Annotated in this window: 13 protein-coding genes; 6 read left to right on the top strand and 7 right to left on the bottom strand. The window is 63.4% G+C overall.

Annotated features, from left to right (window positions below; all coding sequences use genetic code 11):
• The first annotated feature begins 1 nt into the window (after nucleotide 1).
• Together CIW50_RS20140 and cnbZ are read left to right on the top strand one after the other, a co-directional pair.
• On the top strand, nucleotides 2–718 hold the full coding sequence (locus tag CIW50_RS20140) for an ABC transporter ATP-binding protein (RefSeq protein WP_172980405.1): 717 nt from the start codon (nucleotides 2–4) through the stop codon (nucleotides 716–718).
• Nucleotides 719–744: 26 nt separating this feature from the next.
• Nucleotides 745–1,500: a 2-amino-5-chloromuconate deaminase CnbZ gene (cnbZ, locus tag CIW50_RS20135; protein WP_149532968.1), complete on the top strand. Its 756-nt coding sequence runs from the start codon at nucleotides 745–747 to the stop codon at nucleotides 1,498–1,500.
• A 5-nt stretch (nucleotides 1,501–1,505) separates the two neighbouring features.
• Here cnbZ and CIW50_RS20130 read toward each other — a convergent pair whose 3' ends face one another.
• The 6 genes from CIW50_RS20130 to CIW50_RS20105 form a co-directional block, all read right to left on the bottom strand.
• Nucleotides 1,506–3,719: an SLC26A/SulP transporter family protein gene (locus CIW50_RS20130; protein ID WP_149532967.1), complete on the bottom strand. Its 2,214-nt coding sequence runs from the start codon at nucleotides 3,717–3,719 to the stop codon at nucleotides 1,506–1,508.
• 129 nt (nucleotides 3,720–3,848) lie between these two features.
• On the bottom strand, nucleotides 3,849–5,270 hold the full coding sequence (gene glgA / locus CIW50_RS20125) for a glycogen synthase GlgA (RefSeq protein WP_149532966.1): 1,422 nt from the start codon (nucleotides 5,268–5,270) through the stop codon (nucleotides 3,849–3,851).
• A 198-nt stretch (nucleotides 5,271–5,468) separates the two neighbouring features.
• A complete protein-coding gene (locus CIW50_RS20120) occupies nucleotides 5,469–6,860 on the bottom strand; it encodes an MFS transporter (RefSeq protein ID WP_149532965.1) in 1,392 nt (463 codons plus the stop codon).
• Nucleotides 6,861–7,058: 198 nt separating this feature from the next.
• Nucleotides 7,059–8,465 carry an MATE family efflux transporter gene (locus CIW50_RS20115; protein WP_149532964.1) on the bottom strand — a complete coding sequence of 469 codons (1,407 nt, stop codon included), beginning with the start codon at nucleotides 8,463–8,465 and terminating at the stop codon, nucleotides 7,059–7,061.
• Nucleotides 8,462–8,965 (bottom strand): helix-turn-helix transcriptional regulator, encoded by a 504-nt coding sequence (locus CIW50_RS20110; RefSeq protein WP_149532963.1) that lies wholly within the window; start codon nucleotides 8,963–8,965, stop codon nucleotides 8,462–8,464. Before CIW50_RS20110 ends, CIW50_RS20115 begins: the two co-directional genes overlap by 4 nt.
• A gap of 111 nt (nucleotides 8,966–9,076) precedes the next feature.
• The gene (locus CIW50_RS20105) at nucleotides 9,077–10,639 is read right to left on the bottom strand and encodes an AMP-binding protein (RefSeq protein WP_149532962.1); all 1,563 of its coding nucleotides are present in this window, start codon (nucleotides 10,637–10,639) and stop codon (nucleotides 9,077–9,079) included.
• Between the two features lie 188 nt (nucleotides 10,640–10,827).
• Here CIW50_RS20105 and CIW50_RS20100 point away from each other — a divergent pair, with 188 nt between their 5' ends.
• The 3 genes from CIW50_RS20100 to CIW50_RS20090 are packed head-to-tail and all read left to right on the top strand — an operon-like array spanning nucleotide 10,828 to nucleotide 12,837.
• The gene (locus CIW50_RS20100) at nucleotides 10,828–11,436 is read left to right on the top strand and encodes a LemA family protein (RefSeq protein WP_089265314.1); all 609 of its coding nucleotides are present in this window, start codon (nucleotides 10,828–10,830) and stop codon (nucleotides 11,434–11,436) included.
• 22 nt (nucleotides 11,437–11,458) lie between these two features.
• Entirely contained in the window at nucleotides 11,459–12,340 is an 882-nt protein-coding gene (locus tag CIW50_RS20095) for a TPM domain-containing protein (protein WP_149532961.1), read from the top strand.
• Complete coding sequence (locus CIW50_RS20090) at nucleotides 12,340–12,837, top strand: TPM domain-containing protein (RefSeq protein ID WP_149532960.1); 498 nt, start codon at nucleotides 12,340–12,342, stop codon at nucleotides 12,835–12,837. Before CIW50_RS20095 ends, CIW50_RS20090 begins: the two co-directional genes overlap by 1 nt.
• A 3-nt stretch (nucleotides 12,838–12,840) precedes the next feature.
• Here CIW50_RS20090 and CIW50_RS20085 read toward each other — a convergent pair whose 3' ends face one another.
• Nucleotides 12,841–13,452 (bottom strand): glutathione S-transferase family protein, encoded by a 612-nt coding sequence (locus CIW50_RS20085; RefSeq protein WP_149532959.1) that lies wholly within the window; start codon nucleotides 13,450–13,452, stop codon nucleotides 12,841–12,843.
• 173 nt (nucleotides 13,453–13,625) lie between these two features.
• Here CIW50_RS20085 and CIW50_RS20080 point away from each other — a divergent pair, with 173 nt between their 5' ends.
• On the top strand, nucleotides 13,626–14,606 hold the full coding sequence (locus tag CIW50_RS20080; protein WP_149532958.1) for a hypothetical protein: 981 nt from the start codon (nucleotides 13,626–13,628) through the stop codon (nucleotides 14,604–14,606).
• The last annotated feature ends 63 nt before the right edge of the window (nucleotides 14,607–14,669 follow it).

Here is a 14,669-nt window from a genome sequence, read left to right as displayed (position 1 = left end):
GATGCTCGAGCTCAATCAGGTCTGCGCCGGCTATGGCGAAATCCAGGTGCTGTGGGGCATCGACATGGCGGTGCGCTCCGGCGAGATCACCGCGCTGATCGGCTCCAACGGCGCCGGCAAGACCACGCTGATGCGTGCGCTGTCCGGGCTGATCCCGCTGACATCAGGCAAATATGTCTCTGAAGGCGTGGATCTCTCGAAAGCCACGGCTGCTCAGATGCTGGCGCATGGTATTGTGCACGTGCCGGAAGGCCGCCGTCTGTTCGGCGCCATGAGCATCGAGGACAATCTGCTGATGGGCGCCTATTCGCGCAGCGTCAGCCGCACCGAACTCAACCGCGATCTGGACCGCGTGTACACGACATTCCCGAAGCTGCGCGAGCGCCGCAATCAAGCGGCGGCAACGCTGTCCGGCGGCGAACAACAGATGTGCGCCATCGGCCGCGGGCTGATGAGCGCACCGCGCCTCCTGATGATCGACGAACTCTCGCTCGGCCTGTCGCCACTGCTGGTCGAGCAGCTCGTCGCAGCGTTGCGGCAGTTGAACAGTGAAGGCATGTCGATCCTGCTGGTGGAGCAGGACGTCACAACGGCGCTCGACCTTTGTCATCACGCCTACATCATGGATATGGGCCGCATCGTGCGCACCGGGCAGGGCGCCGAACTACTGGCCGATCCGATCATTCGCGACGCCTATCTCGGCGTCCTCGAAGACTGACTTTGATTTCATCCGAAGAGGCAAACATGATCGAGACCGTCGAAGCCCCCAATAGCGGCTACCGTTATATGCCCGGCGTTAGCCAGTATTCCTGCGGTGTCGGCGCGATGCCCGGCTTTGCGCTGGAACGCGTGAGATTCTCCAAAGTGGTGCCGCTAAAGGAAGGCTTCGCCCGGATATCGGAGATCATCAAGGCCGCCGGCCGGCCGCTGACCGCCTTCGCCGCTTGCGAGTTGCGCTCGCCGGCGCCGTTCACCGAACAGGGCTTCATCGCCTTCAACGAGATCTACATCAAAACCCTCGAAGAGTGGGGCATCATGAAGGATCGCGTGAATCCGATCGCGCGCAGCAATGTGTGTCCGAAGATCGATCCGCCGTCTGAGCCGGGCTTTCACGCCTTCTCGTTCACGACAGTTGCTCCCAACGCGCCGGCATCCTTCGTCGTTGCCGGCAGCGGCGAGGCCGCCGAGGGCAAGGGTGACTATCGCGACAACACCGTGCGTCTCGGCGATATCAGTCCGTCCGGCATGCTGGAAAAAGCCAAGTTCGTGCTCGATGAAATGGAGCGTCGCATGAGTGCCTTCTCCGGCACCTGGGAGCAGACTACCGGCGTGCAGCTTTACACCGTGCGGGACGTCTATGCGCTGCTGGAAAGTGAGCTTGGCCGTCGCGGTGTGTTCCGCAACGGCCTGACCTGGCACTTCAACCGTCCACCGGTCGTCGATCTCGAATACGAGATGGATTGCCGCCGCGTGCATGTGGAGCGCGTGGTCGAGGTTTAACCGCCTCAGTGATGGCTGACGCGCAGATCCTGTGAGGTCTGCCGCAGTCGCCGGGTGAGCTCGCGCGCCAGGTTGCCTAGCAGCCTGGTGGCGAGCACTGGATTTTTCTTCAGGATCACGTCGAAGCCGTCGCGCGGGAATTCGTAACAGACCACCTCGTCGTCGGCGACGATGGTCGCCGAGCGTGGCACCGATTCCACTAGCGCCATCTCGCCGACCGTGGTGCCGCGGCCAAGTCCGGCGATGCGGCGTCGCTCGTGATGTCCGTCCGTGCGTAGCAGTACGCTGACGCTGCCTTTCAGGATCAGCCACATCCGGTCGCCGGCATCACCCTCGCGGCAGATCGTATCGCCGCATGCGAATTCCCGCCTGGTCATCACTGCGGTCAGTTCGGTCATCTCGTTGGCGGAAACGCCATCGAGAAAGTCGATCTGCTCGAGAGCCAGCTCATCCGCTTGCCCCTGCCTCGCAGCGGAGCGGTCGAGCATGGTCTGCTCCATCCATTCCAGCGCGGAATCGAGATCCTGCGTCATAGGCGGCGATGTCGCATCGTGCCCGATCCCGTTGCCGATGATGGCGGCATGGACCGGCCGGACATTGCAGTAGATCAGTCGTCGTTTTTTCTCAGTTGCCTTCTGGCGCAGCGTTCGCAACGCGTTGATGCCGGAGATGTCGAGATCGGAGATCGCGCCCATGTCGAGCAGCACCATGTCCGTGCTGTTGAAGAGGTCCTTGACCCGTAACGAAAGGTCGTCGGCATTGCCGAAGAATAGCGCGCCTTCGAGCTGCAGGATGGCGCGCTGCCGCCCGGTCTGCTGCAGGATCGCGAGATCGTCGGCCGAGCGAATACGCTTGGAGAACAGCGTGTCGCCGAGATGGGCGCGGCGCACCAGCGGCCGGCTCATATTGATGACGAAGATGATGCAGGAGAGGATGATGCCGACAATGACGCCGGAAACGACGGAGCTGAACACAGTCACGGCCATCACCGCGAGCACGACGATCAGGTTATAGACCGCGTGACGGCGCACCTGCGGTTCGCTGCTCGATCGAACGTCGGTCAGCAGTTGCAGATTCCAGCGATCGAACAGCACGATGCCGATCACGAGCAGCAGGCCGGCGAACACCGCGCGCGGCACCTGTGCGAGCACCGACGACAGCGCGAATGTGATGGCCAACAGGCTGAGCGCCACGAAAATGCTGGTCCAGCGCGTGCGGCCGCCCATGCGGTAGCCGAGCAGGATGACGGAAGGGATCGCCGATCCGCCGATGCCGCCGCCCAGCGCTGCCGCCGCATTGGCGATGCCTTGTGCGGCGAGGTCGCGTACCGGGTGGATATGCGTATCGTCGAGCTGCTGCGCCACGCGGAAAGCCAGCATCGTCTCCACCGTGCCGATGATCGCCAGCACCAGCGACACCAGCACGACATGCGGAAGCACGGCGGTCAGTTCCGGCGTGATCGATCCGTCGAACACCGGGCCGAGCGGCATTGCCGGCGGGAAACTGACATGGATCTCGCCGATGGTTGGCCCGAGATCGAGACCGGTCGGGATGCTGATCAGATAGTAGAGTACGGTGCCGGCGATGAAGCCTGCAAGCGATCCCGGTATCTTCCGCAGCCAGTCCGGTAGCCGCAGCCAGCCTGCTATTGCCGGATAGTTCAGAACAAAGAGCGCCAAGGCCACGACGTAAACCAGCATCGCCGGTTTGGTCGGCCACAGCGTATGCGCGGCAAAGAACGGCTTGAACTGGGAAATCACGATCAGCATGCCGACGCCATTGAGCAGGCCGGTGAGCACCGGGTGCGGCGCGAATTTGATGGCGCGTGTCAGGCCGAGCAGTCCGAACAGGACCTGCCACAGCCCGGCCAGAAACAAACACAGCATGATCGCGGTCACGATCATCGCGGGCTGGCTCGCAAGCGCGGAGTCATTGACCAGCGTCGTGGTCAGGCCGGCCTGCACCAGAGCCATGCTGACGCGGCTCGTCGTCACGATATAGGACGAGGTGGCGACCACGGCCGCGACGAAGCCGACGATGGCGCCGCCATACAGGCCGGCTGCAGCGCCGGCCGCGACATAGTCGGGGCCGAGCGGCGCAAACACCAGCAGTCCGCAAGCAAGACAGAGCGGCAGACAGACGAGGCTGGAGATCAGACCGGCGCTGATTTCCGATCGCCAGGCGACGAGCGGCTCGGCGGGAGGAGAAGCTTTGAGCACGGGCTGGCCTTAATCACGGAGGGACCGGCCACGTCTTCATGGACAATGGTTGTTGCCAGCTTTCGCCATTATTGTGAAGCGGAACTGATCCGCAAGCCAAGATCGGGGTTCGCTCGCCGATTTCCCGCTCTACACCCCGGCGACAATCGTCTTGCGATACAGCGCGCTGTAGCTGGCAGCAGAAATATTCCAGCTGAACGATTTCGACATGGCGCTGCGACGCATCGAGTTCAGGCGTTCCTTGGATCCATAGGTCGCGAAGGCCCGCAGGATGCCGCCTAAAAATGACTCGGTGGAGGGCTGCGTGAACAGGAAGCCGGTCTCGCCATCGACGATGGTTTCGGCAAGGCCGCCGGTCTGGTGGCCGATCGGCAGCGAGCCGAAGCGCTGCGCATACATCTGGCTCAGTCCGCACGGCTCGAAACGCGACGGCATCAGCGTGAAATCGCTGCCGGCGAAGATACGCCGTGCCTCGCGGTCATTAAAGCCGATGGCGACGCCGATCGCATCCGGACGGCGGCGATGCGCTTCCATCAGCGCGTTCTCGATCGCGGTCTCGCCGCGTCCGGTGACGACGATCTGTCCGCCGGCGGACACGATGGCGTCGGCGGCCGACAGCACGAGGTCGACGCCCTTCTGATGCACGAGGCGGGCGACCAAACCAAAAATGGGCCCGCGGGAGAGCGCGAGCCCAAATTGTTGACGTACCCCGTCGGCATTGGCGCGTTTGGCTTCCCAGTCGCCCGCGCCGAACGGTCTCATGAGCTCCGCGCAGACGCGTGGGTCCCAACTCTCATCGATCCCGTTGAGGATACCGGTGAGGCGCGACTCGTTGGAGCGCTTGGTCAGCAGGCCTTCCAGCCCGCAGCCGAGTTCCGGCGTGGTGATCTCGCGTGCATAGGTCTCACTCACGGTGGTGAGGTGCGACGAGTAGATCAGCCCGCCCTTGAGGAAGGACAGCTTGTCGTAGAATTCCAGCCCGTCGATATGGAACGACTCCGCCGGTGCACCGATCCGGCGCAGCGAAGACTTCGGAAACAGGCCTTGATAAGCGAGATTGTGGATCGTCAGGATGGTCGGGATCTTCACCCCGCTCCAGGCGAGATAGGCCGGCACCAAGGCCGCCTGCCAGTCATTGGCGTGGACCAGATCGGCCGACCAGTTCTTGTCGAGCTTGCCGGACGCGAGCAGCGCAGCAGCGGATGCAAAGCGCGCGAAGCGGATGTCGTTGTCCGGCCAGTCCCGGCCGCAGGCGTCGCCATAGGGATTGCCTGGACGATCGTAGAGCTGCGGGCAAAGCAGGATATAGATTGGCAGGCCGTCCTTGGTCGCGGCCAAGCCGACCGAGCAGGCGGGCATTTCAGCCAATGCGGGGCATTCGCCGACAATCTCGATGTCAGGAAACTGCGTGACGACGTCGCGATACCCGGGAAGGATGATGCGAACGTCGGTCCAGATACGCAAGGCTCGAGGCAGGGCGGCGGAAACAGCCGCAAGGCCACCCACCCGGATGAAATCGTCAATCTCTGGAGTGACGAACAGTACCCTCAAGAAATGTCCTCGTGCCCGCCGCGACTACAAGAATACGAAACTGGTCCAGCGTCTTTGGGTACTTACGGAACCGAAGGGCAATGGAACTCAGTTTTGTTACTTGCGCTGCAAAATATCTGTCTCTGCACTGCAGTATATCACATCACTTAATACGGCATTGCAAAAGAGAAATGTGAGTTCGCAAAATTATCTCTGAAATCAGTGACCGGGTGACGACGGGACGATCAGCCGCAGGAAGCTCATGACGCAGCCGAGCGCGGCAAAGCCGGCGCCGAGCGCCAGCGCCCAGGTCGCGCCGCCATGGCCGAACAGGCCGAAGCAGAAGGCGGCGAGCGCTGCGCCCATGCTCTGGCCGGTGAGCCGGGCGGTGGCAACGATACCGCTGGCGCCGCCGCTGCGGCCGGCGGGCGCGCTGGACATGATCGCCTTCATGTTCGGGGCCTGGAAGAAGCCGAAGCCGGCGCCGCAGATCACCATCCGCCAGACGATATTGGCGACGCTTGGATCGGGCGGCAGGGTCGCCAGTAGCACCATGCCGGTACCCAGCAGGGCCATGCCGATACCGCCAAGAAGCCCGGCCGGATAGTGGTCCGACAACCGGCCCGCGATCGGCGCCATGATGCCGACGACCAGCGGCCAGGGCGTCAGGAAGAAGCCGGTCTCGACCGCCGAACGATGCAGAACTTCCTCGAAATAGAACGGCAGCGACACGAAGGCGAGGCCCTGGACGGAGAAGGAGCAAACCGCAGTGGCGGCCGACAGCGCGAATAGCGGCCGGCGGAACAGGTCGATCGGCAGCATTGGGGCAGGGTGATCGGCTTGCCGGCGGAGCAGCAGCCAGCCGAACAACAGGCCAGCCACCAGTTCTGCGACGACGATGGATGGCGCCGTGTGATGGGCCGCGCTGTCGATGCCAAGGATCAGCAGGCCGAGGCAGAGCGAGGTCAGCAGGGCACCGAGAAAATCGAAACGATGGGTGGCGCGCGTGGTCTTTGGCAGTGTCCTGAGGCTGATGATAATGGCGGCGAGGCCGAAGGGCAGGTTGATCGCGAACAGCCAGGGCCAGGTGGCAACCGACAGGATGCCCGAGGCGATGGTGGGGCCGAGGGTGAAGGCCGTCGCGACGACGAGGGCGTTATGACCGAGTCCGCGGCCGAAATGGCTTGGGGGATAAACCACGCGGACCAGCGCGGCATTGACGCTCATGGCGCCCGCGGCGCCGAGGCCCTGCAGCACCCGCGCGAACAGTAAAGTGTCCAGCGACCACGCGAATGCGCAGGCGACCGACGCGATCGTGAACAGGATCAGTCCGCCGAGATAGATGCGCTGATGGCCGACGATCTCGCCCAGCGCGCCGAACGGCAGCAGCGTGGCGACCATGGCGATCTGGTAGACATTGACCACCCAGATCACATCCGCTGGCGTGGCATGCAGGTCGGCGGCGATGGAGGGCAACGCGATATTGGCGATGGCGGTATCGAGCGAGGCCATGGCAAGGGCGGTAAAGATGGCAAGTCGCGCCCAGCGCTGCTGGCTCGGCGTCAGCCCTTCCGTCGGCTGGGGAGCCTGTGCCGCGATACCGTCTGCCATAGCTGGGGATTCCTGGGTGCGGCCGAACTGGCCGCCGATCCGCGCTATCTAGGATAGTTCGCTTTGCCCCTACAGGCGTGTAACTGCATGAGGCATATGCACATCTTTGTTCCCAGCGGAAAATCCGCTTTCGACTGATAACATCGCTGTCAGGCGATCACATCGCTAGCGATCACATCGCTGGCGATTAAATCGCGGTCAGACCGGCTTGGCCTTGAACCAGGTCCCGGACGCTACGGCGGTGGCGATGATAGTGCCGTAGACCACCAAAGCGAATGTCAGGCAGGCGAACAGCCAGGTCAGCGATCCCGTCAGCCGCAGCGCGAGCCAGCCGCCGCCGATCGAGATCAGGAGGCGCAGCACGCCGGCGAGCAGGGGATAGAGCATCTTTCCGGCGCCCTGCGAGGCGAAATAGAGCGACAGGCCGAGGCCGAAGAAGCCATAGGCGGGGCCGACAATCCGTAGATAGGCGCTGCCGGTCTCGATCATTTGCGGGTCCGACCCGAACAGGCCAAGCCAGGCGGCCGGCCAGATCGCGGCTGCCAGGCCGACGGTTTCGGTGATCACGAACACCATGCCGCCTCCGATCAGCGCAGCGCGTAGCGCACGCTGTTCCTGCCCGGCGCCGATATTGGTGCCGACCAAGGCCACCAGAGGTCCGCCAAATCCAAACGCCAATGGCACCATCAGATATTCCAGCCGGACGCCGGTGCCGAAGCCGGCCACCGCGTCGCCACCCGCGAAGCCGCCGACCAGTGCGGTGGTCAGCAGCACCGTGAAGCTCGTCTGCAGCGAAATGACCGCCGCGATGGCGCCGACACGCAGGATATCGGCCGACAGATCCCAGCGCAGCCGCGCCAGCTTGAAATGGACGATGCAGCGGCCCGAGAGAATGTATCCGGCGAGCACGGCGCCCACGGTGAAGGTCGACAGCACGACGGCCCAGCCGCCCCCCGCAATGCCGAGCGCCGGGATCGGACCCCAGCCGAAGATCAGTAGCGGTGACAGCGGGATCAGCAGGACGACGCCGATGCAAATCGATAGCGACGGCACCAGCATATTGCCGGTGCCGCGGATGATGCTGGCGAAGCCATTCATCAGCCAGACCAGCACGCTGCCGCCGAACACCACGTTGGAATATTGCATCGCCGCGTCCAGCGCGCCGCCGCTGACGCCCATCGCCGTGTAAATCGCACGGCCCCAGATCAGAAAGATCGCCGAGCCGATGAGGCCGAGCAGGATATTGATGAGCGTGGCATGCATCACCAGCGCTTCGGCATCGTCGGTGCGCCTTGCGCCGAGCGCACGCGCGATCGCCGACGAAATGCCGCCGCCCATGGCGCCAGCCGACAGCATCTGCATCATCATGAAGCCGGGGAACACCACGGCCATGCCGGTCAGCGCGTCGGAGCCGAGATGCGACACCCACCAGGTCTCGATCAAGCCTGTTGAGGCCTGCGCCAGCATCACCAGCAGATTGGGCCAGGCGAGCTTGACCAGCGTGGAGGCAATCGGGGCCTGCAGCAGCATCCGCGTGCGCGGGTTCATCGCCGGAATCGGCGTGGCTGCGGCGGCCACGATGGCCTGCGGCGTTTCGAGTTTCATGGTGATCCGTCCTTCTGCGGGCGCGGTTTGCTGAGCCGCCGTTGCACGCGTGCGCTGGCGGCAGGGCCGGGCGCATTGGCGTGGGTGGCTTCGGTGATTGGTTTGCCGGTACGGCGGTCGACCAGGATGGGATCGGCGGTCTCGCCGGTTTCCTTGTCGATCAGGACGACGCTCTCGCCTTCAGGTGCGAAATGCCGGTTGCCCCAGCTTTGCAGCGACCACAGCACGGAGCGGAAATCCCGGCCGCGCGGGGTCACGATATATTCGTAGCGTGGTGGCTTTTCGCAATATAGCCGCTTCTCCAGCAGCCCGGCCTCGACCAGCACCCCGAGGCGCCGGGTCAGCATGTTCGGCGCGATATTGAGGTTCTTCTGGAACTGGTCGAACCGCGTCATGCCATAGATGGCATCACGCATGATCAGAATGCTCCACCATTCGCCGACGCGCTCAAGGCTGCGCGCAACCGGGCATTCCAGTTTCTCGAAACTCTTGCGCTCCATGGCGGGAACATAAGCGAGTCACTATCATCATGCAAGTAACTTGGTGGTGACCCTCCACTGTCATTCCCCGGAACACCAATTGGTGTGCCGGGGAATGATGAGCGGAACCCCTTACCCCACCATCCGCTCGCGTCCGACCCAGAAGCTCGCGCGCAGCGCCTTCTTGTCGATCTTGCCGACGCCGGTCATCGGCAGCTCGGTCACGAACTTGATGTGTTTCGGCGCATGGGCCGAACCCTTGCGTGTCTTCACCAGATTGATCAGCTCATCCGCATTCGGTTTGGCTCCGCCGCGTGCGACCACGATGGCGGTGACGGCCTCACCCCATTTGTCGTCGGGCACCCCGACCACGGCACACATCGCGACATCGGCATGCGTGGTGAGTACATCCTCGATCTCGCGGGGGAAGATGTTGAAGCCGCCGGAGACGATCATGTCCTTCTTGCGGTCGAGGATGAACATGTAGCCGCGCTCGTCGGCGCGGGCGATGTCACCGGTGTGCAGCCAGCCGTTCTTGAGCGTTTCGGCCGTCTGCTCCGGCCGCTTCCAGTATTCCTTCATCACATGCGGCGCACGCACGCAGATTTCGCCGGCCTCACCTGGCGAGACCTCCTGATCGTCATCGTCGAGAATGCGGACATCGCAGACCGCGATCGGAAAACCGCAGGACAAAAACAGTTCGGGCTTCTTCGGATCATGATCCGTCTTGCGCAGTACCGAGACCGGATAGCATTCGGTCTGTCCATAAAGTTGCGAGAACACCGGACCGATCCGCTCGATGCCTTCCACCAGTCGGCTCGGCGACATCGGCGATGCGCCGTAAAGCACCAGATCGAGCGACGATAGATCGGTCTTTGACAGCGTCGGGTTGTCGAGCAACACATAGATCATGGTCGGCACGAACAGCGTGAAATTGATCCGCTCGCGTTCGATGGTGTTGAGCACTGCCTCGGGATCGAAGCCCTTCAGCATGTGCACCGTGCCGCCGCGCATCAGCGTCGGCAGCACCTTGGTGCCGGCGACATGACTAATCGGCGCCACCGTGAGATAGCTCGGCGTGTCCGGAATTTCGAAGTCGGACAGGATGGCGCTGGCAAAACCCGACACTTCACGATGCCGGCGCAGCGCGCCCTTGGATTTTCCGGTGGTGCCGCCGGTGTAGTTCAGCACGGCGATGTCATCGACCTGTGCAAAGTCCCGCGCGGTGGCGCTGCCGCCTGAGCCGACGACTTTCAGCAGATCGATGCCGTAATCTGCACGGCCCAGCGTGAATACGTGTTGCAGGCCTTGCGCGCGCGATGCCAGTTCGCCGCCGCGTTGCTGGAAATTGTCGGGATCGATGATCAGGATCGTTGCTTCGGCGTCCTCGATCTGGTCGATCTGATCCTGCATCGAGCCCAGCGGGTGCAGCCAGGAGATTGCGAAACGCGACAGTTGCGCGGCGACGCCGGTGCACCAGGTGTCGGCGCGGTTGGCCGTGAGCAGCGCCACTTTCGTGCCGGGCGATGCGCCGAGGTTCATGAACACATTCTGCAGCCGCCCGATCAGGTCCGTGGTGCCGCGATAAGTGATCGAGCCGCCGGGCCAGCTGAAAGCGATGCGATCCGGATAGCGCGCCAGGGCCCGCAGGGTCTGCGCGCCAACGGTCGGAAACGCGTTCAGCACGTCCGTCATGGAAACCTCCCCAAATGTCCTCGGCTTCTGCGGGCCGATGGTTGCGGCAAGGCTAACAATGAATGCCGGGCATGCAAACATAAACCCGTATGGGCATTGCAGCATTCGCGATGAACTTGTGGCGGCTTTCGTCGTTTGCCTGTGCTAGAAGCGGTCGAGCCATTTGAGCCGCGTCACAGGAGAATTTCATGCGCAAGTTTTTGACCGTGCTGGCAGCACTGGCGACCCTCAGCCTGACCAATTGCGGTTACAACGCGATCCAGACCAATGATGAGCAGGTCAAGTCGGCCTGGTCGGAGGTGGTCAATCAGTATCAGCGTCGCGCGGACCTCGTGCCGAATCTCGTGAATTCCGTGAAGGGCTTTGCGCAACAGGAGAAAGACGTTCTTCTGGGCGTCACAAATGCACGCGCCAAGGTCGGCTCGGTGCAGGCGACGCCGGACGTGGTCAATGATCCCGCCGCGCTGCAGAAATTCCAGGCTGCGCAGGGTGAATTGTCCAGCGCATTGTCGCGCCTGCTGGTGGTCACCGAAAACTATCCGCAGTTGAAGTCCGATGCGCTGTTCAAGGATCTGATGTCGCAACTGGAAGGCACCGAGAACCGCATCACCGTGGCGCGCAACCGCTACATCAAGTCGGTGCAGGATTATAACGTCGGCGTGCGCACCTTCCCGAACAATCTCACCGCGATGATGTTCGGCTACAAGGAGAAGGCCAATTTCTCCGTCGCCAACGAGAGCGAGATTTCTACCGCACCGAAGGTCGACTTCAACCCGACGCCGGCGCCTGCGAAGTAGGCCGGCCTCGTCGGTGAGCGCGATGAGGGCTGTTAAAGCCTGTTTGCTGGCATTGCTGCTGTGCTGGAGCGTCGCCGCTCTGGCGGATGTCGCCGTGCCCACGATCAGCGGGCGCGTAGTCGATCAGACCATGACGTTGAGCGAGTCCGACCGGGCATCGCTCGACAGCACGTTGCGCGACTTCGAGGCCCGCAAGGGCAGCCAGATCGCGGTGCTGATCGTGCCGACCACGGCGCCGGAAGCCATCGAGCAATACTCCATCCGGGTTGCCGAAGCATGGAAGATCGGCCGCAAGAAAGTCGATGACGGCGCGATCCTGCTGGTCGCCAAGGACGATCGCAAGCTGCGCATCGAGGTCGGTTACGGCCTCGAAGGCGCGCTGACGGATGTCACGACCAAGCGCATCATCGACGAGATCATCACGCCGCGCTTCAAGGCCGGCGATTTCGCCGGTGGCATCGCGGCCGGCGTCAACCAGATCATCAAGGTGATCGACGGAGAACCGCTGCCGGCGCCCACCGAGTGGAAAGGCAATACGAATGCCCTCGATCAGATCATGGAATATGCGCCGTTCCTGCTGTTCGGTGTGCTGATCTTCGGTGGCATCCTGCGCAGCATTTTCGGCCGCCTGTTGGGCTCGCTGGCGACCGGCGGACTCGTCACCGCGGTGGTCTGGCTTGTCGCCGGCAGCCTGCTGTTCGGCGGCATTCTCGGCGCGGTCGCGTTTTTCTTTACGCTGATCAGCGAGGCCCTCATGTCGGGCGGCGGAGGGGGTGGACGCCGCGGTGGTGGCTATATCGGAGGTGGCGGCGGTTCCTGGTCATCAGGGAGTTCATCGAGCAACGGCGGCTTCAGTGGAGGCGGCGGTGGTTTCGGTGGCGGCGGCGCTTCGGGGAGTTGGTGATGAGCCTCAAACGCATCGGCAAACATCTGCTCGGCAATCGCTCACGCGTCCGCAAGGCGTTCCCGCCGCAATCGCTTGCGGCGATCGAACAGGCCATCAAGGCCTCCGAAGCCAGCCATGCTGGCCAGATCCGTTTCGTGGTCGAGGGGGCGCTCGACGGCGCGCCATTGTTCCGCAATCAATCCGCCCGCGCGCGCGCCATCGACGTGTTCGCGCAACTGCGCGTCTGGGACACTGCGCATAACAATGGTGTGCTGATCTATCTCCTGCTCGCCGATCGCGATGTCGAGATCGTGGTCGATCGCGGCATCGATGCCCGCGTCGGCAAACCCGGCTGGGAAGCGATCTGCCAGATGATGGAAGCCGACTTCCGCGCCGGGCATTTCGAACGCGGTGTGATCAAGGGCATCGACGCGGTGACGCAGCATCTGGCGGCTAACTTCCCGCGCGATGCTACGTCGGTGAATGAACTGCCGGATGCGCCGGTGGTGCTGTAGCGGTTACGCTTTCGCCGACTCCCGCGCACCTACCCGCTCGAACCATGCTGCGATACTCGCGTTCCCCCGGTCCCACGGCTGCTTCACCTTGTCGGCGAAATCGAGCCAGCAGAACAGCACGATATCCGCCATCGTGAACCGCTCGCCGCAGATGAACGTCTTGCCGGCCATCTGTCCGTCGAGCCAGCGCAGCCGGTCGATGGCGATCTTCTTCAGGCCCGGCGCCCCTTCGGGCACGCAGACGATGCGCGTCTCGAAGCGCTTCAATCCTTCCGAAAAGCGATAGCCGTTGGCGATGTGCTGGCAGATATTGAGATCGACGCGCTGCCGCCACATCCGCGCTTCGGCGCGCTGCTCGGGCGTGATGCCGATCAGCGGCGGCGTCGGATGTGTTTCCTCGACATATTCGCAGATCGCCACGGTTTCGGACACATAGGCGCCATCGTCCAGTTCGAGCGTCGGCATCTGGCCGTGCGGATTACGCGCCAGATGCGCGGACTCGCGGTTCTCGCCCACAGCAAGATCGACGCTCTGCACGGGAGTGCTGATGCCCTTCTCGGCCAAGAACATGCGCACCACGCGCGGATTCGGTCCGATGGAATCGTAGAGCTTCATGGCATTTCCCCGATTGTCTTGTTCGCGGCCGTTGTGCGGGCCGGGCGGGTGCGCGTCAAGCAACGGTTCCCCCGCCGGACAAGAGGTGAAATTTTCGTAAGCACGGCACCCGGTAAGGATTTGGCAAGCAATGAAAGTTACCAAAGTGTTCATACATTCCGGAGAATTTGATCGTGAGCGAGCACAAGGCCGATTCCACCCCAGACGTCAGCGGCGATCACGTCGACACCGGCGCGGCGGCGGTGGCCGGTTCCCACGATGCTGACATTCACGTGGATTCGCCGAAGCTCGCACCGGAGCAGGGCGACGATCGCAGCGGTGCTGACCGCCCCGCCCAGATGCCGAAGAGGCAAGCGCCGAAGCTCGGCGCGCCCGGCCGGATCACCATCATGGCGCCCTCCCGCGATAGCGGCCCGCGTGACGGCGCCTCCCGCGAGAGTGCATCGCGCGAGCACTCCTGGGAGGACTTCGTCAATTCAGAGCCGAAGATTGAGTCGGCAGAGAAGGCTGGCCGCAGCCGGATGATGGCCATTGCCGCGATGATCGCGCTGGGTATCACCGTCGGCGCAGTCGGTGGTTCGGTCGCCATGTCGGGCCTCGGCAGGCTGTTTGCCGCCGAAGACGCCAAGTCGACCAACCAGGCACTGGAAGACCATATCGCCCGTCTCGACGGCGAACTCTCCGCGCTGAAGGCCGAGGTTGATCGCAACGCCAAGCAGTCCGCTGCAGCGCGTGCGAAGTCTGCCGATCGTCTCGACAAGCTTGAGAAGGGCCAGGCCGAACCGGCCGCGAAACTCGCCAAGCTCAGTGAGACCGTCGAGAGGCTGCGCACCACGCCACCCCCGGCGCCTGCTGCGGCTCCCGCGCCGGCCCCTGCACCAGTTGCCTCGGCGCCGGCCAAGGAAGTGACCGGTTCGATCAACGCCCCGGTGCCGACCCCGGCACCGAAGCCCGAAGTTGCGCGCCTGCCCATGGTCGACGGCTGGCGCATTCTCGATGTCGCCGGCGGCGGCGCCACCATTGAGGGCCGTGCCGGGATCTTCGAAGTCTATGCCGGCGATCCGGTTCCCGGTCTCGGTCGTATCGATGCGATCCGCAAGCAAGATGGCCGTTGGACGGTGGTCACCTCCAAGGGCCTGATCGTCGCCCGCTGATCCTCTTTTCCAGTGATGAATCCGTTCAGGCCGCTGCTGGTGCAGCGGCCTTTCTTTTGAGCT

This window comes from Tardiphaga sp. P9-11 (assembly GCF_008329525.1).
Taxonomy (GTDB): domain Bacteria; phylum Pseudomonadota; class Alphaproteobacteria; order Rhizobiales; family Xanthobacteraceae; genus Tardiphaga.
Note: the sequence above shows the minus strand (reverse complement) of the source record. Positions and strands in the feature narration are given on the sequence as shown.